The following is a 15,270-nucleotide window of genomic DNA, read 5'->3' as shown; positions in this document are numbered from 1 at the left end:
CATGTCACAACGTCAATTAGCCATGGTAATGGATTTAAATAAATGTATCGGCTGTCAGACCTGTACCGTTTCTTGCAAAACACAATGGACTAACCGCAACGGGCGTGAATACATGTACTGGAACAATGTAGAGACCTATCCAGGTGAAGGGTACCCTAAAAAATGGCAAGAACTCGGTGGCGGGTTTGATGAAGCAGGAGATCTAAAAGCTGGCGTTGTACCAAGCTTGCAAGGTGAATATGGTGTGCCTTGGGATTATAACCATGATGAGCTTGCGAGTGGGGCAGAGTTTAAGCCACATATAGACCCAAAATGGGGACCTAACTGGGATGAAGATGAAGGTGCTGGAGATTTTCCAAACGATAACTACTTCTTTTACATTCCACGTATTTGTAACCACTGCTCTAATCCTGGGTGTCTTAGTGCCTGTCCAAGAGATGCTATCTTCAAGCGTGATCAAGATGGCGTTGTGTTAGTGGACTTGGATCGTTGCCAAGGGTATCGCTACTGTATCGCAGGGTGTCCGTACAAAAAAATCTACTTCAATCCACGTATTTCTAAAAGTGAAAAGTGCATTTTGTGCTTTCCACGTATTGAAAAGGGCTTACCACCTGCGTGTGCACAACAATGTGTTGGACGTATTCGCTTTGTCGGCTTTTTAGATGATGAAGAGGGACAGGTCTATAAACTGGTGAAAAAGTTCAAAGTGGCATTACCTTTGCGTCCTGATTATGGAACTGAAGCAAATGTGTACTATGTACCGCCAACGGAAGCACCGCCAAAGTTTGATGCTCATGGAAAAATTATTGAGGGAAGTACGCGTATTCCTCCTGAAGTTTTAGAGCGACTTTTTGGAAAAGAGGTGCATGAAGCAGCTAAGACACTCAAAGCAGAGATGAAAAAGCGTAAAGAAACAGGTGAAAGTGAACTTATGGACTTGCTTATTGCGTACAAACATGAAGAGATGTTTAGGCTCGATGGTAATTATTATGCTGAGTACGCCAAGTCCAAAGGAATGCCAGCCATTAAACCTGTGGATGAACGTTATCTTAGTGGTAAATATACCTCTAAAATGAAGTTTTTCGCAAAGGGAGTAAACGCATGAAAACATTAAAAATGATTCTCCTCTGTGCCAGTCTTCTAGGATTCAATAGTGCAATGGCACAAAATTTAAGCGCAGTACATGTCAAAGAAGATCTCAGTAAAGTGAGTCTTTCATCTCCTCTTTGGCACAAAGCAAAAGCGGAACGCGTTGAGGTGTACCCTCAAACGACCATAGAGATGAATGATGAAGAGCTGATAAAGGCTAATGAAGCAAACCTTGCCAAAGTTCTACAGGTAAAAACGCTCAGCGATGGTAAATCAATAGCCTTTTTACTTCAATGGAAAGATACTACCAAAAGCCTTCAAACGAGTGATAGTACAACAGCCTATGGTGATGGTTTTGCGGTGCAATTTTCAACGGTTAATGACAAACTCCCTTATATCGGTATGGGAAGTGAGGGAAGATCGGTTATCGTGCATCTTCAAAAAGCAACGGGTGCGGTCTATGAGCCCAATAATAGAGGCGATGTATACCATCAAGTCAATAGCTCTAATCAAAATGCTTTTGCAAAAGAGCTAGCTTTGTATAAAAATGAGGTGGCAAAGCAGGGTAATGGTGATTATCAACGCAGTTTTATCTCTGAGGGTTTTCGCTCTATGACACAGATTCGTGATAACTCTGAACCCGCTGTGATGGAGATGAAATACGATAAAGGGGTTTGGAGTGCGCTTTTGGTGCGACCACTTAAAAGTGAACATCTAAGTCTTCAAGGAAGTTTTCCTGTTGCTTTTGCACTTTGGGATGGCGAGAAGAAAAATCGTGATGGCTCAAAATTGTTAAGCCCTTGGATAGGCGTTACGCTAGATTCTAATGCCAAAGAATTAGCCTTTTTAGATGAAATCAAAGGTGATGTGAGCAATGGTGAAAAACTGATGATGGAGAATTGCTCAGCGTGTCATCAGTACAAAGCGGTTAAAAATGCTCCTAAGTACATGGCGCCAAACCTCTCCAATATAGGCGGATACAGCAATGCAAGTTACCTCAAAGAGTCTATCATGGAGCCTAGTGCTGTTGTTGTGGCAGGGTATAATGTCAATGCACATAAAAACTTTTCATGGTACACCAGTGATGATAAGGGTGTGCGAACATCAACGATGCCACCGTTTGCGCATTTGGATGCGAAAAGCGTGAATGATCTGGTGGCCTTTATGAGAACCCTCAAAGTGGAGGTAGAGAAATGAAAAAGATAGCAGTTTTAATCACGCTTCTGGCAGTAAGTTTGTTAGCTGAAGGCGTTGAAAAAAAAGGGTTTTTAACCAGTAAATGGTGCGCACAAAATGGTTACTTTTCAGACTGTCGTTTGGAGAGTTTTGTGTGTGGTAGTGGGGAATGTTTTAAAAATTGGGAGTTTGGCGATAAAGTAAGTGATGAACTCGTTCTTTTTGTTCACAATGAACAAAAAATCTATGCAATTGATTACAGTGCTATTCCGCGCTATAAGCTCGATGAACCGATGAACATGAACGATGTAACCATTACGGGCGAGCTAAAAGACGATACCATCATCGCTAGTGGCTTTAAAGCGCCTCCTCCACCTCAAAAAAGCTTCTTTAAGGGATGTTTATAGTGGATGCAAAAAGTCGCGCCAGAATGTACGCATTTTTATCGAAAATGTTCGCAAATTCTTTGGATGAAAAGCTTATCCATGAGCTAAAAGATGACAAAGCAATTTTGGAGCTTGTGATGGATGATGAAAAGGGGTGGTTTGAAACCACTCCTGCTCATGAGCTTGAAGAAGCACTGAATGTTGACTACAATTCGCTTTTTTTGATGCACTCACTTCCTATTGAATCTTCCATCGTGGATGATAAAGATGAGGTATTGGTGGGGCTTCAAAATCCTGTCATGCAGTTTTATTTTGAGCACGGGTATGAGCTCAATCTTGCAAAGTCAGAACTCTTAGCCCCTGATCATATCAGCTTCGAGTGCGCGTTTATGCAAAATTTGATTTTAAAAAAAGAGGTAGATGCCCAAAGAGCATTTTTGCAAAAGCACCTTTTACAGTGGGCTCCTATGTATCTTTTAAGCATGGCAGAAATGGCACAAACGCCCTTTTATAGGGGGCTGTGTACATTGGGTGCAGAGTATATCATCGCAGATTACGAGGGATTATGTTAGATAGAACACTTTACATCGACCGTACTGGGGCATTTGCACTGGATCGTTTGAGTTGCTTACGCAATGAGTATGCTAAAAATGAATGTGAAGAGTGTCTCACACACTGCAGTGAAAATGCGTTTGTTTTTGAACAAGGAAAATTACGCTTGTCTGCTGTATGTACCCAATGTGGTGCATGTATGGGGGCATGTCCTACGAAAGCACTCTCGTTGTATGGTTTTTCAATCGAAAAAGTTTTTGAATCTATCGTAAAAGAGGGTAACGTAACGCTAAGCTGTCAAGGTGAAATGCCCTGTTTAGGAGCACTGAGTGTTGATGAATGGTGTGCTCTTTTATTAGAAGGCAAAAGTTTCAGCTGTACGCTTTTAGAATGTGCTTCGTGTCAGCATAATCACGCAGGCGTTGTAGAACAAAGCATTCGTAAACGCATAGAAGAAGCAAATGCCTTTGTTGCAGCACTTCATAAGAATGAACGCATCACAATAGTGACACATAAACCACAAGAACCTTCAAGAAGAGCTTTTTTTAAGCGCCTCGTTACACCTGCAATAACAACTACGTCACATTTCTCAGAAGCACCCTTAACACATCTCAAAAGAGCGCTAAAAAAAACAGTTTCTCAAAGCGTTACCGTAGAAAATTTCTCTTTTTTATATCCCAAAGCAATTTTACAATCGTGTGATAACTGTAAAGAGTGTGTGCAATTTTGTCCTACTCATGCCCTAAGCTACAATACGCAACAGAGCGATATACTCTTTCAAGTGGGAAAATGTATCGGGTGTGGTATCTGTGAAAGCATTTGTCATAAAGAGGCGATACAAACTATCGAAAAAGAGGTTGATGTGATTGACTTCGCTTACGATAGAGCACAAGTGTTACTGAGCCATGATTTGCAAGTGTGTCATACGTGTAAATGTGCTTTTTCATACAAAGGCGGTGAAAAGATATGTGAAAGGTGCGCATGTTTTGAAAAAGAACACTCAGAAATGTTTCTACTAGCTTCGCAAAGCCACTAAAAAGAAAAAATATGCTAGTCTATTGCTAAGATCGATTTAAGGAGTGTGCATGCGATATATCATGATGGCCTTAGCATTGCTTGTTTTTACGGGATGTACCAAATTAAGCAAAGAGAATTATGACAAAATTCAAGTGGGCATGAGTTACACTCAAGTAACCGATATTTTGGGAAAAGCAACAAAATGTGACTCATTGGCCGGTATGAGCGACTGTACATGGGGTGATGAAAAACATTATATCAAAGTCAAGTTGGTTGCCGATAAAGTCATGTTTATGCACTCGCAAGGAATTGAGTAATTAACAAAGGGTTAACATAAGGCATCTATAATTTCGTCCGAAAATGAAGGAGTTATAGATGAATGTTATCCCTAGAAATGTATTAAGTGCCTTATTGATGGTTATGTTTGCCGTTGTATCCATCACAGGTGTCATGATGTATTTTAAAATTCGCGTCCTCTCCAGTGAAGCACTTCACATCTGGTTAGGTTTTGCTTTTGTGGTTATTTCGTGTTTGCATTTACTCAAAAATTGGAATGGTTTTCTCTCTTACTTTAAAAAGCGTTCTACAGTACTTTCCCTCTTATTTGGACTTGTTATAATTTTGGCGTTTGTACTGCCTCCATTGGTAACTCCGCAAGAAAAAGGAGTCAATCCTAAAGGTAAAATCATTGGAGCAATGATGAATGCACCTCTTTCTAAAGTAGCTGCGTTTGTAGATTTAGATGATGAAATGATGATAAAAATGTTAGCTCAAAAACAAATCTTAGCATCCAGTAAACAATCTGTCTTAGAGATCGCAAAAGCGAGTGGTAAAACGAATGATGAGATTTTAAATATAGTCTTTAATGCGCCAAAAGCGCAGTAGGTAAGTCTTTACAGGTAAGATAAATCATCTTACCTGTAAATGGAGGATTATTTATCCTCTTTTTTCATCGCTTCTTTTGCACCTTTGACGGCGCCATCCATTACATGTTTTGCAACTTCCCACGCACGGAATCCAAGTTTTTTTGCCTCTTGTGCAACGTGTTTTGCTTTATCACTTTCAAACTCAAACTGTTTGAGTGATTCTACTTTTGCAGATGCTTTTTTCTCAAGTTCATTCACATCTTTTTTGAGTGATTCGAATTTTTTCTCTGCTTTGTCTTTAAATGTTTTCTCAAAAACAGATGCTTCTGCTTTGAGTTGTTCAATGCGTTCACTGATGACTTCTTTAGCATCATTCGCTGCACGCATAATTTTTGCCGCTGAACTGTTCATCTCTTTAATCATCTCTCTGATAATACTTGCAGAAATACCTTCACTTTGTGATGCGAGCACTTCTAAAAGCGTGATGAATTGTTCGTCCATGCGTAAGAGTTCTTTGCGAAGTTCTGTAAGATCAGTCTCTAAAAGTCCTTCCATAGCCTCTGTTGGAGCATATTTGAGATCATTTTTAAATTTATCAATTGCTTTGGTAATACCTTCTTTGACACCATTGATTGAGCCTTCAAGTATCTCTTTAGCATGTCCTAAATCTTCATCGGCAATATCTACACTTGCAGAGATAATGGTATTTGAGATATCAATGATACGTTGTTTGGTAAGATCACCCTCTGAAATGGTTTGAAAGCTTAGATTTTTAGTGATTTCATGAATGGTATCGGCAATATCACTGCCTTTTTCTAATGTGGTGAGCAGCGCTTCTTGGGTCGTTTCTCTAAGAATTCCTAGCATCTCAATACCACGAAGTTTTGCATCGTGAAGAGCCGTTAAAGCGCTCTCTTTTGTTTCAGGCTGCATCGCTGAAATGTGAGCCTCAAGAACACTAAATGTTTCTGAAATGGTTGAGCGTATTTGCTGTTTTTGTGCAAAAATACTCTTTTCGAGTTGCTCTTTCTCATAAATCGTTCTATATAAAAACGCCTCTTTATCAGAACTTGTAGCTTTTAAGAGACCATCAATGACGGCGCTAATCGCACGAGGAGATTTAAGCCCTTCGTCATGGAGTGCTTTGCAGTAAAGCTCAAAGAGTTCCCCGATACGGTTATGGATGTTATTCTCATCTTTAAGACGTTGAATTTTTTTGCGAGAAAGCTCAAATGTAAGCTCGCTAATTAGCTTGAAAAGCTCCGAGTGTTCTTTTTTCTCTTTGAGTGTAGCTAAAAAAATGGTGTACGTTGATTCCATGTTGACCTCTCTTACAGTACGAATTTTATATGTTGGTGTGCTTTGAGCATATGAAAAAGCATTTTACGATCATCGGCATTGTGAACAAGTACACTCAGCGTATAACTTGCGTAATTTCCTTTTGTGCTATTCTGAGATTTACGGACTTCGCAAATACGCTCTTGAAGTACCTCCTCAACAATGCTTACTACATTGTGTTCACTGCTAAGGACTAGTTTGTATTCCCATTTGCATGGATAATCAAGCTGTAGTTCGGGTGTAGTTTCCACTTTTACCTCCACTTTTAGATTCAAGGCGAATATCACTAATGACCATAGATTTATCAATGGCTTTTGACATATCGTAAATAGTCAATAGGCCAATACTTACGCCTGTTAACGCTTCCATCTCAACACCTGTTTGTCCTTTGAGTTTAGCGGTAACAGTTAATTTAAAACCAGGAAGCGCTGGAAGTTCTTCGACATCACAATTGACTGAAGTGAGCATCAAAGGGTGACACATTGGAATAAGATCGCTGGTGCGTTTTGTTCCAAGAATGGCAGCAATAACAGCCGTTTGAAGAACAGGGCCTTTTTTAGTTTGTTGTGAAATAATCATATCGAATGCGACTTGGCTCATGGTAATAATGCCGCTTGCAACGGCAACCCTAAAACTCTCCGCCTTATCACTCACATCAACCATTTTTGGTCGATCTTTTTCATCTAAATGGGTTAGTTGCATTCGCCCCTCTTTGTTTTTTAAATTATTATAACACCATTTCTCTTAAGAGAGTGCGTGATAAGAGTGTGTCATTTTTTCTCATTATTGGGAAAAACAAGCGTCTCTCTACTTAGAAATCTTGATTTTATGCTACAATGATTTCGTAAAGTCGTTCAATGTTATCTTAAGGTTAGCGAAAGTTACGGGCAAAAGGTAACGTGAGTGATCCAAAAATGAGGAGTACGGTAAATGAATATTTACGTGGGCAATGTGAAGTATGAGATGACGGGAGATCAACTTAAAGAGATGTTCTCAGCGTATGGTGAAGTATCAAGTGCAAGAATCATCAGTGATAGAGAGACTGGAAGATCAAAAGGTTTCGGTTTTGTTGAAATGCCAAATGATTCAGAAGCAAAAGCTGCAATTGAAGCAACAAATGAAAAAGAGATTGGTGGAAGAACTTTAAAAGTTAATGAAGCTAGACCTCGCGAAGAGCGTCCAAGAAGATCTCCAAGAGATTTCAACTAAGACGTTTTCAAAAAATCTCCACCTTTTAAAGGTGGAGATTCTCTTCTTTTTTAGCGTGAAAGCGCAAATCCTATACCAATACGATCTGTTCGTTTGTCATAATCAATAAGACTCTCTGCATATCCGCTGTATAGTTGAATATATCCAAATAAATTTTGCTCCCAAAGAGGGAATGTCCAGTCAAATTGGACAGCACCTCGGTTATTGTCTGAGTGCATGTTGTTACGAATTAAAAGTTTAAAGTTTTGTTGCTTCCACGGATACATCAATTCTAAATCACCATACCCTAAATAATCATCAATGTTCGGATTGTCATCGGTTGCTGCACTTTCTGGAATACGGTACCACACACGAGGTGAAATTACAAGTCCACCTGCTTGGAAAAAGGCTTTGGCATAGAGCCTATTCCAAGAGCGTGATTTTGGGGTATCTTGTCCGTTGGATTGATGAACGATACCAAATTGATACGCCTTAATGAAACTATCATGATCCCAATGGGGCATAATCATAAAAAGCTCAGGTTGGTAGTTTGTTTCACGAAATGGTGCGGAGTCCGCTGCTGTTTGCCACCATGATGTTTGGGTATAGGCTACCACGAAGCTTTCATGTAAGCCTAAAAGGTTGTCGGTCAAACCTTTTTGAAAACTGACTTGAAATTTTGTCTCTTGATGTTCTCTGTCGTTATGTTGGACGTTGTCATAAGTGTATGGTAAGAGATAGTTCATTTTGTATGGAGCAATATCAAATGTTTTAGAAACCATTTGCAGTACAGAGTTTTTTGTCTCTTCATCATCGTCATAGGACGTAAGGAAAGAGCCATAGACTGATTCTGTTCGCTCAATTTTTTGAAGTTGTTGTGCAATACTGGTTTCCAATGCCTTACTTTGAGTAGCTTGTTTTTCAAAACTTAAAATAGCGGCATGTTTATACCATACCAATGAACGTTCTGTATCGTTTTGAGTTTCATAGTATTTTGCTAACTCATAGGCTGACTTTGCATCACCATGTGTTGCTTTTGCTTCAAGATCGCTCACATCTATGGCGAAAAGTGAGAGAGGAATTTGTGCTAGAATAGCACACAAAAATAATTTTTTCACGCGTTACCTTTCAAAAGATGAAATTATAACGAAATCTAAATGGATATAAATCATGAATCATGTACAAAAAGGAAACATCGCAGGCATTATTGCGATTTTATTGTGGTCTACATTGGCACTTTTTACAGTTTTCACCTCTGCCATTCCTCCCTTTCAACTTACATGTATGGCATTTAGTATGGCTTTTGTGATAGGACTTGGGTTATGGTTCAAGGAAGGTAAAGGTATTATTGTCCATCTTCGGTTATCATGGAAAGTATGGGCTGTTGGTATTTATGGGCTTTTTGGTTATCACTTTTTTTATTTTTTAGCCCTTAAGAGTGCACCTGCATTGGAGGCTAATTTGATTAATTATCTTTGGCCACTCCTTATTGTGTTACTCAGTGCTTTCTTACCCAATGAAAAATTGCGTTGGTATCATAGTATTGGTGCGATTTTAGGTTTTTTTGGTGCTTTTGTTTTATTGGGATTTGGTAAAGAAATTGCTTTTTCTTCACACTATACCCAAGGGTATATGTATGCACTTATTTGTGCGTTTATTTGGAGTAGTTATTCAGTGCTTTCACGCTATTTTGGGTCCGTTCCTACATTATCCGTTGGCGGATTTTGTGGTGTAAGTGCCTTGCTTTCATTGTGCGCGCATTTGATTTTTGAGCAGACGCATATACCCACAACACAGGAATTTTTAGCAGCCCTTGGTTTAGGGCTTGGACCTGTAGGAGTCGCATTTTTTGTCTGGGATTATGGGATGAAGCAAGGAGATATTAAACTGATCGGCTCGCTCTCTTACATCACACCACTTCTATCTACGCTCATGCTTGTTCTCTTTGGACGAACAGCTCCAAGCAATACAATTTGGATTGCTTGTTCGCTGATCGTCCTAGGGTCTATTATCTCGTCACTTCCTTTTTTTAAAGGACTTCTTCACAGAATTAGTACTCGTAATCAACCACTTTAGAAACAGCATTCAGTGATTTGATGAAGTTAACCACTTCAACATGAATAGGGTGCGTTGCGTAGGTTTGTAAATCTTCTTTTGTTTCAAAATCACTAATGAGAGCAACATCGAAGGCTCTCTCTTCTGGTGAAAAGTTAAGTCCCACTTCAAGATGTTTTACGAAATCAAGTTTTCCTTGCATACTCATAATGCGATCTTTTACGGCTTGTTTATTTGCCTCAGAATTATCAGGTAGTTTAAAAAAAACAATATGTTTAACCATAGTCACTCCTTAATTTTTTAAATATTATAGCGCATCTATATGCTAAAAAGATGAGCGTAAATTGTGTGACATTTAACACAAATTTAACACTAGGGGAATAAACTCAACGATATTTTCTAAAAGGAGTACGGTATGCAAAAAAGCCTATGGGCATTTGTTCTCTCAATTTTTTTAGTATTGGGATTGCACGCAGAAGAATTTAATAAAATGGCATCAGGTGAGCCTGAGCTTATTCAAAAAGGTGATGAAAAAGCGTATTGTCCTATTTGTGGCATGAGTTTAAAGCAGTATTATAAAACATCGCATGGTGTAATTTTAAAAAATGGAACTGCAAAACAGTATTGTTCTATTAGATGTCTTGCCGCTGATTACCCTTCTATTCAGTCTCAAATCTCTAAAATTGTCGTCACTGATGTGAAAAGTGAAAAATTGATTGATGCCAAAAGTGCATTTTATGTTGTAGGATCAAAAGTGCCTGGAACCATGAGTATGGTAAGTAAACTCGCATTTGCAAATGAAGCGGATGCGAAAGCATTTGCTTCAGAAAACGGTGGTGAGGTCATGGGCTTTGATGCGACATTTGCTAAAGCAAGAGCTTCTTTAGCGGATGATGTGGATGAGTTTATTAAGAAAAAGCAAAAGGGTATGTACCCTATGGGTGAGAAAATTTACAATGCAAAATGTCAAAAAGAAAAGATTCATTTGCATGATTTTAATTCCATTGCTGAGCTTAAAGTGAATGTGAAAAAAACACAAGTGTGTGGTGAAGTCAATGAGCAAGAGCTACAAGCAGTTGCACTCTATTTATGGGAGATTGTACGTCTAGAGACACATGAACAGCATGACCATAAAACAATGATTCATGTCGAAAAAGATGAGAAATGCCCTGTATGCGGTATGTTTGCTTACAAATATCCAAAATGGGCTGCACGTATGAGTTATACCGAAAATGGTAAACAGATCAATTTTGCATTTGATGGCGTAAAAGATTTATTGAAGTTTTATTATAATCCTTCTAAGTGGGGCAATTATACAAAACATAAAGAGTCTGAGCTATCAATTTTGGTAAGTGATTATTATACCGCAGAAGCGATTGATGGTAAAAAAGCATTTTATGTCGTAGGAAGTGATATTTATGGTCCTATGGGGAAAGAATTTATTCCTTTTAAAACTTTCAAAAGCGCACAAATCTTTATGAAAGACCATAAGGGGCTTCAAATTGTAGAGTTTTCGAAAATTGAGGAATCCCTAGTTTACGCGCAAGATCAATAGTTTTATAAAAAATTACACGAGTGTATGAGGTTGCTCGAATATATAACCTTGAAAAAGATCAAAATCAAGGTTACGAGCAGCCTCAAGAATTGTTTTTGAATTAAGTTGTGTAGCAACGATACGAATTTTTTTCTGCTTTGCTAACTCAACCATTTTTTGACATGTACGTTGTGCTATTTCATCAAGTGCAAAGTTCCGAATAAGATCACCATGGACTTTAATAACATCAATGATTCCCTCTTTAAATGCTTCGATAAGCGCTGGCGTTTTGACATTGTCAAGTGCTATCATAATCCCTGCTTGTTTAAGCTCTAGCATGACTTTTTTTAATGCCTCAAATTGTGAGTCTTTTTCACAGTAAACTTCCAGAACGATATTTTTACCTGAAAAACAGTTTTTCAAATAATCAACATGGTGTGCATCGAGAAGATCTTCCGCGGTGAGATTCAGTGCAAGACGAAGGCCTGTTTGAACAGAAAATTCAGCGACTTTGTTTGCAATGCTTTCAAAAAGTGTGTCATAAAAATGGCGTTCTTTTGCGATTTTTAAAAAGAGTTTTGGCGATTGGAGTGTTTGATGATATGCCAAACGCAATAGTGCTTCGTAGTAAAAAGGTTGTTTATTGTGATCGACAATGGATTGGAAGTGAAGTACAATTTGCCCGCTTTCAATGGCACTTTTCATCATGCTTTCTATCGCTTCTTCATTTTCACTCATCAAGATATTGGCAAACTCTGAATAGGTAACAAAAGGTTGATTTTCTGCTTTTGCGACTAAGAGTGCTTTTTGTGCTTTTACGAGTGGTTCAAAATGATCAAAACTAATTCCAATGTGTACTTCGACATTAATATCTCTGTTATGATACGCATAGCTTAGGCGCTCAATGGTATCACTAAGAGCAAAGATGATACGTTCCATCTTGGAGAGCTCAAAAGGAGTATCCATTAAAAGAGCGAATTTATCATCTTGGATACGAAAAACTTCCATATCGTTAGCTTTTGCAAAGCTTTGAAGTGTCATCGAAAAAGCACATAACACAAAGTTCCCGCCCTCATCACCATGTTCAAGATTAATACGTTGAAATTGCTTAATATCGACAAGAAAAAGCTTGGGGCTTTTACACGTGAGCAATTTTGCTTCAAAAGCACCAAAAGAGGAGATTTTGGTCAGAGCGTCGATCATAAAAGTTCCTGTGCTTTTTCATATTCGTGCGGATGGTTGAGGTTTAAAAATGGCTCATCTTTTTCAAATACAATTTGCTTTGTACGACTTTGGTCAAGCACTAAACGGATTTTATGTTCATTTTTAGAGAGTTGTGTACGAATAGTTTCTGAAATAGAAGGTGCATAAATGGCACATAATTGATGTGATGAACAAGGTGATGTCGCAATAATCGCATCATCATTTTCTTCAAAATTTTCATAGAGTTTTTCAAAAATTTCAGGTGTTACAAAAGGCGTGTCCACACTAAGCACACATACAGGTGTCTTAAAAAATTCCAAAATAGAAAGTAAGGCAACCAGCGGTGAATGTTCACTGTACTTTGAGCTATCTTCAATAAATGAGGCATCAAAATCAAATTTTTCTTTGCTTTTACTGCTGACATGAATGCTTGAAAAATAGGGTTTGAGTCTGTGGAGTTGAAACTGAGTCAACGTTTTAAACTCACCAAAGGGAAGCAACGCTTTGTCGCTTCCCATGCGTGAGCTTTTCCCACCGGCAACGATAACTAAAGGCAGTGGGATAAAAGGCATTAGAGTGTTCTTGGATCAGTGATTTTACCCATAACAGCACTTGCAGCTGCTACGGCAGAGTTTGCAAGATAGATTTCACTGGTTCTTGCACCCATACGTCCTACAAAGTTTCGGTTGGTTGTAGAAACACAACGCTCACCTTCACCTAAGATGCCCATATAACCGCCTAAACATGCACCACATGTTGGGTTACTGAAAACTGCGCCTGCTTCAACGAAGATATCTACTAAACCCTCTTTTTGTGCTTGTAAGGAGATTTTTTGCGTTGCAGGAGTGATGATAAGACGTGTTTTACGTGCGACTTTACGACCTTTTAGAATGCTTGCTGCAATGCGAAGATCTTCTAAGCGGCCATTGGTACAGCTTCCGATAAAGACTTGATCGATACTCAAATCATCTTTGACTGCTTGATTAATGGACTTACCATTGGATGGTAAAAATGGATATGCAATCACAGGATCAAGGTTTGCTACATCGATGTGAAGCACTTGCATGTACTGCGCATCGTCATCTGAGTAGAAGAATTTTGGTTCACGTGCAAGATTTTTATCTTTTAAAAATGCTTTGGTTGTTTCATCAACGGCAACAATACCACTTTTTGCACCCGCTTCAATTGCCATATTACAGAGTGAAAAACGATCATCCATGCTAAGATAGTTAATGGTGTCACCTGTAAATTCAAGGGTACGGTACAATGCCCCATCAACACCAAGAATACGAATAACCTCTAAGATAAGGTCTTTTCCATACACATGTTGTTTTGGTTTACCGGTGAAAACAACTTTGATGGATTCTGGAACTTTAAACCAGTTCTCTCCTGTGATCATGGCAAAAGCAAGGTCTGTTGAGCCCATACCTGTTGAAAAAGCGCCTAAGGCACCATGTGTACAGGTGTGTGAGTCTGCACCAATGATAACATCGCCTGGTACTACAAGCCCTTTTTCGGGCAAAAGCGCATGCTCGATACCCATATCTTTTTCATCAAAATAGTGCTTTAGGTCATGTTTGTAGGCAAATTCACGACTGATCTTAGCTTGGTTGGCACTTGCAATATCTTTCGCGGGAATATAGTGATCCATGACGATACTAAAACCATCAGGATTTGCAAGCTTCGTTGCACCGCTCTCTTCAAACGCTTTAATCGAAATAGGAGTTGTAATGTCATTACCGATAACCATATCGATCTTACATTTAATAATCTCACCCGCATGAACTGCGTGACCCACGTGGTCGCTAAAAATCTTTTCAGTGATGGTTTGTCCCATGGTATGCCTTTTATGTACATGTAAAATACGGGTATTTTAGCAAAAAAAGGTTTAAGAAAAAAAAAGAGGAAAGGAGTTGCCCAAAACGGGCAACTAAAAGGAAGGTTATCTACCGCAGCCACAACCGCCGCTACCGCATGATCCGCTCTCATCATTTTTAGATGTATCGATGGAAAATGGAAGGTACGCTGGACAAAAGCGGAACAGGGATGTTCCTAATAACACCACACCGATAATGCCAAACCAACTGTTAAAAATAACCCCTAAAATAATAACGGCAACGCCTGCGATAGCACGAAGCATTCTGTCTGTTTTTCCCACATTACATTTCATGGTAAACTCCTTATTTTGATTTTGGTTATTATAAAATAAAAAAGCTTTATTTGTCAGTAACATACGTTACAAAAGTGTTACAGAATTTCAATTTCTTTGCGGTGAAGTTTAAGCAGATTTTGTTTTTCTAAATCTTTCAGGACACGACTCACAACAACACGCGAAGTTCCGAGTGCTTCTGCAATTTCTTCATGCGTGGCTTGAACAATATTGGAAGGATGGGTGTGTAGCCACTCTAAGATGCGACTGTCGAGCTTTTTAAACTTAATATCTTGAATCAATGTAGCTAGCGCGTCAAGTTTGATGGTAAAAAGGGAAAAAACATAATTGAGGTATGTAGGAGAGCGATGCATAAGATGCTTCACAACTTCTTCGCTAATCAGCCAACCCTCTATGTCGCTTAGGCTGTGTGCAGTACCAATTGCAGGGGTCTGGGAGATAGTGCTTGATGTATTGATCACACACTGTTCGCCTTCTTTCAAGGCATAGAGTGGGATTTTTTTATCATTTTCACCATACATAAAAAGTTCAACTTCCCCTTTGCCAAGCAGCAAAATATCTTTGCAAATGTCTTCTTGATAAAAAAGAATAGTATTTTTAGGAATAGTCACTCGTTTGGCATGCTTTTGAAGATAATCAAACTCTTCAGCATTTAAAGATTTGGCAAATTCAAAATCGTGTAAATTTAGCATTGAT

Annotated in this window: 20 protein-coding genes; 10 read left to right on the top strand and 10 right to left on the bottom strand. The window is 38.8% G+C overall.

The features are described 5' to 3' along the window. Window position 1 precedes the first annotated feature (1 nt). The 7 genes from UCH001_RS12840 to UCH001_RS12810 are packed head-to-tail and all read left to right on the top strand — an operon-like array spanning window position 2 to window position 5,105. Entirely contained in the window at window positions 2-1,105 is a 1,104-nt protein-coding gene (locus tag UCH001_RS12840) for a 4Fe-4S dicluster domain-containing protein (RefSeq protein ID WP_067178391.1), read from the top strand. Further along, window positions 1,102-2,286 (top strand): ethylbenzene dehydrogenase-related protein, encoded by a 1,185-nt coding sequence (locus tag UCH001_RS12835; RefSeq protein WP_067178390.1) that lies wholly within the window; start codon window positions 1,102-1,104, stop codon window positions 2,284-2,286. Before UCH001_RS12840 ends, UCH001_RS12835 begins: the two co-directional genes overlap by 4 nt. Continuing rightward, window positions 2,283-2,672 carry a hypothetical protein gene (locus UCH001_RS12830; RefSeq protein WP_067178389.1) on the top strand — a complete coding sequence of 130 codons (390 nt, stop codon included), beginning with the start codon at window positions 2,283-2,285 and terminating at the stop codon, window positions 2,670-2,672. Before UCH001_RS12835 ends, UCH001_RS12830 begins: the two co-directional genes overlap by 4 nt. Further along, window positions 2,672-3,223: a molecular chaperone gene (locus UCH001_RS12825; RefSeq protein WP_067178388.1), complete on the top strand. Its 552-nt coding sequence runs from the start codon at window positions 2,672-2,674 to the stop codon at window positions 3,221-3,223. The genes UCH001_RS12830 and UCH001_RS12825 overlap by 1 nt, the downstream gene beginning before the upstream one ends. Beyond that, complete coding sequence (locus UCH001_RS12820) at window positions 3,217-4,239, top strand: 4Fe-4S dicluster domain-containing protein (RefSeq protein WP_067178387.1); 1,023 nt, start codon at window positions 3,217-3,219, stop codon at window positions 4,237-4,239. Before UCH001_RS12825 ends, UCH001_RS12820 begins: the two co-directional genes overlap by 7 nt. Before the next feature lie 49 nt (window positions 4,240-4,288). After that, window positions 4,289-4,537: a hypothetical protein gene (locus UCH001_RS12815; RefSeq protein ID WP_067178386.1), complete on the top strand. Its 249-nt coding sequence runs from the start codon at window positions 4,289-4,291 to the stop codon at window positions 4,535-4,537. A 58-nt stretch (window positions 4,538-4,595) separates the two neighbouring features. Next, window positions 4,596-5,105, top strand: coding sequence for a DUF4405 domain-containing protein (locus UCH001_RS12810; RefSeq protein ID WP_067178385.1), 510 nt, complete (start codon window positions 4,596-4,598; stop codon window positions 5,103-5,105). A 47-nt stretch (window positions 5,106-5,152) separates the two neighbouring features. Here the strand turns inward: UCH001_RS12810 and UCH001_RS12805 are convergent, their stop codons facing one another. Genes UCH001_RS12805 through moaC form a run of 3 tightly spaced genes read right to left on the bottom strand, consistent with a single transcriptional unit; the run spans window position 5,153 to window position 7,126 of the window. Further along, window positions 5,153-6,406, bottom strand: coding sequence for a DUF6781 family protein (locus UCH001_RS12805; protein WP_067178384.1), 1,254 nt, complete (start codon window positions 6,404-6,406; stop codon window positions 5,153-5,155). Between the two features lie 11 nt (window positions 6,407-6,417). Next, on the bottom strand, window positions 6,418-6,675 hold the full coding sequence (locus UCH001_RS12800; RefSeq protein WP_067178383.1) for a DUF493 domain-containing protein: 258 nt from the start codon (window positions 6,673-6,675) through the stop codon (window positions 6,418-6,420). Beyond that, a complete protein-coding gene (moaC, locus tag UCH001_RS12795; RefSeq protein ID WP_067178382.1) occupies window positions 6,647-7,126 on the bottom strand; it encodes a cyclic pyranopterin monophosphate synthase MoaC in 480 nt (159 codons plus the stop codon). The genes UCH001_RS12800 and moaC overlap by 29 nt, the downstream gene beginning before the upstream one ends. A 228-nt stretch (window positions 7,127-7,354) precedes the next feature. Here moaC and UCH001_RS12790 point away from each other — a divergent pair, with 228 nt between their 5' ends. Beyond that, a complete protein-coding gene (locus UCH001_RS12790; protein WP_067178381.1) occupies window positions 7,355-7,633 on the top strand; it encodes an RNA-binding protein in 279 nt (92 codons plus the stop codon). 50 nt (window positions 7,634-7,683) lie between these two features. Here the strand turns inward: UCH001_RS12790 and UCH001_RS12785 are convergent, their stop codons facing one another. Then, a complete protein-coding gene (locus UCH001_RS12785) occupies window positions 7,684-8,730 on the bottom strand; it encodes a phospholipase A (RefSeq protein ID WP_145973130.1) in 1,047 nt (348 codons plus the stop codon). 52 nt (window positions 8,731-8,782) lie between these two features. On the opposite strand from UCH001_RS12785, the gene UCH001_RS12780 reads away from it, so the two are divergent. Then, window positions 8,783-9,688 carry a DMT family transporter gene (locus UCH001_RS12780; protein WP_067178380.1) on the top strand — a complete coding sequence of 302 codons (906 nt, stop codon included), beginning with the start codon at window positions 8,783-8,785 and terminating at the stop codon, window positions 9,686-9,688. On the opposite strand, the gene UCH001_RS12775 is transcribed toward UCH001_RS12780, so the two are convergent. Continuing rightward, entirely contained in the window at window positions 9,663-9,950 is a 288-nt protein-coding gene (locus tag UCH001_RS12775; protein WP_067178379.1) for a Dabb family protein, read from the bottom strand. The genes UCH001_RS12780 and UCH001_RS12775 overlap by 26 nt on opposite strands. Window positions 9,951-10,082: 132 nt before the next feature. On the opposite strand from UCH001_RS12775, the gene UCH001_RS12770 reads away from it, so the two are divergent. Further along, on the top strand, window positions 10,083-11,222 hold the full coding sequence (locus UCH001_RS12770; protein ID WP_067178378.1) for a nitrous oxide reductase accessory protein NosL: 1,140 nt from the start codon (window positions 10,083-10,085) through the stop codon (window positions 11,220-11,222). A 12-nt stretch (window positions 11,223-11,234) separates the two neighbouring features. Here the strand turns inward: UCH001_RS12770 and UCH001_RS12765 are convergent, their stop codons facing one another. The 5 genes from UCH001_RS12765 to UCH001_RS12745 form a co-directional block, all read right to left on the bottom strand. After that, the gene (locus UCH001_RS12765) at window positions 11,235-12,404 is read right to left on the bottom strand and encodes an EAL domain-containing protein (RefSeq protein ID WP_067178377.1); all 1,170 of its coding nucleotides are present in this window, start codon (window positions 12,402-12,404) and stop codon (window positions 11,235-11,237) included. Continuing rightward, window positions 12,401-12,976 carry a molybdenum cofactor guanylyltransferase gene (locus UCH001_RS12760; protein WP_067178376.1) on the bottom strand — a complete coding sequence of 192 codons (576 nt, stop codon included), beginning with the start codon at window positions 12,974-12,976 and terminating at the stop codon, window positions 12,401-12,403. Before UCH001_RS12760 ends, UCH001_RS12765 begins: the two co-directional genes overlap by 4 nt. Further along, window positions 12,976-14,241, bottom strand: coding sequence for a 3-isopropylmalate dehydratase large subunit (gene leuC / locus UCH001_RS12755; protein ID WP_067178375.1), 1,266 nt, complete (start codon window positions 14,239-14,241; stop codon window positions 12,976-12,978). Before leuC ends, UCH001_RS12760 begins: the two co-directional genes overlap by 1 nt. Window positions 14,242-14,346: 105 nt before the next feature. Continuing rightward, a complete protein-coding gene (locus tag UCH001_RS12750) occupies window positions 14,347-14,574 on the bottom strand; it encodes a DUF2892 domain-containing protein (protein ID WP_067178374.1) in 228 nt (75 codons plus the stop codon). A gap of 77 nt (window positions 14,575-14,651) precedes the next feature. After that, window positions 14,652-15,266: a Crp/Fnr family transcriptional regulator gene (locus UCH001_RS12745; RefSeq protein ID WP_067178373.1), complete on the bottom strand. Its 615-nt coding sequence runs from the start codon at window positions 15,264-15,266 to the stop codon at window positions 14,652-14,654. Window positions 15,267-15,270 lie beyond the last annotated feature (4 nt).

It is taken from the genome of Sulfurospirillum sp. UCH001 (assembly GCF_001548035.1).
Taxonomy (GTDB): Bacteria; Campylobacterota; Campylobacteria; order Campylobacterales; family Sulfurospirillaceae; genus Sulfurospirillum.
The sequence above is the reverse complement of the archived record's forward strand: the minus strand, read 5'-3'. Positions and strand labels throughout refer to the sequence as shown.

Coding starts and splice junctions, on each gene's coding strand:
- UCH001_RS12835 (WP_067178390.1), top strand. CDS start 1,102: ATGAAAACATTAAAAATGATTCTCCTCTGTGCCAGTCTTCTAGGATTC.
- UCH001_RS12815 (WP_067178386.1), top strand. CDS start 4,289: ATGCGATATATCATGATGGCCTTAGCATTGCTTGTTTTTACGGGATGT.
- UCH001_RS12760 (WP_067178376.1), bottom strand. CDS start 12,976: ATGCCTTTTATCCCACTGCCTTTAGTTATCGTTGCCGGTGGGAAAAGC.
- UCH001_RS12765 (WP_067178377.1), bottom strand. CDS start 12,404: ATGATCGACGCTCTGACCAAAATCTCCTCTTTTGGTGCTTTTGAAGCA.
- UCH001_RS12775 (WP_067178379.1), bottom strand. CDS start 9,950: ATGGTTAAACATATTGTTTTTTTTAAACTACCTGATAATTCTGAGGCA.
- UCH001_RS12810 (WP_067178385.1), top strand. CDS start 4,596: ATGAATGTTATCCCTAGAAATGTATTAAGTGCCTTATTGATGGTTATG.
- UCH001_RS12830 (WP_067178389.1), top strand. CDS start 2,283: ATGAAAAAGATAGCAGTTTTAATCACGCTTCTGGCAGTAAGTTTGTTA.
- UCH001_RS12840 (WP_067178391.1), top strand. CDS start 2: ATGTCACAACGTCAATTAGCCATGGTAATGGATTTAAATAAATGTATC.
- leuC (WP_067178375.1), bottom strand. CDS start 14,241: ATGGGACAAACCATCACTGAAAAGATTTTTAGCGACCACGTGGGTCAC.
- UCH001_RS12805 (WP_067178384.1), bottom strand. CDS start 6,406: ATGGAATCAACGTACACCATTTTTTTAGCTACACTCAAAGAGAAAAAA.
- UCH001_RS12745 (WP_067178373.1), bottom strand. CDS start 15,266: ATGCTAAATTTACACGATTTTGAATTTGCCAAATCTTTAAATGCTGAA.
- UCH001_RS12820 (WP_067178387.1), top strand. CDS start 3,217: ATGTTAGATAGAACACTTTACATCGACCGTACTGGGGCATTTGCACTG.
- moaC (WP_067178382.1), bottom strand. CDS start 7,126: ATGCAACTAACCCATTTAGATGAAAAAGATCGACCAAAAATGGTTGAT.
- UCH001_RS12750 (WP_067178374.1), bottom strand. CDS start 14,574: ATGAAATGTAATGTGGGAAAAACAGACAGAATGCTTCGTGCTATCGCA.
- UCH001_RS12770 (WP_067178378.1), top strand. CDS start 10,083: ATGCAAAAAAGCCTATGGGCATTTGTTCTCTCAATTTTTTTAGTATTG.
- UCH001_RS12790 (WP_067178381.1), top strand. CDS start 7,355: ATGAATATTTACGTGGGCAATGTGAAGTATGAGATGACGGGAGATCAA.
- UCH001_RS12780 (WP_067178380.1), top strand. CDS start 8,783: ATGAATCATGTACAAAAAGGAAACATCGCAGGCATTATTGCGATTTTA.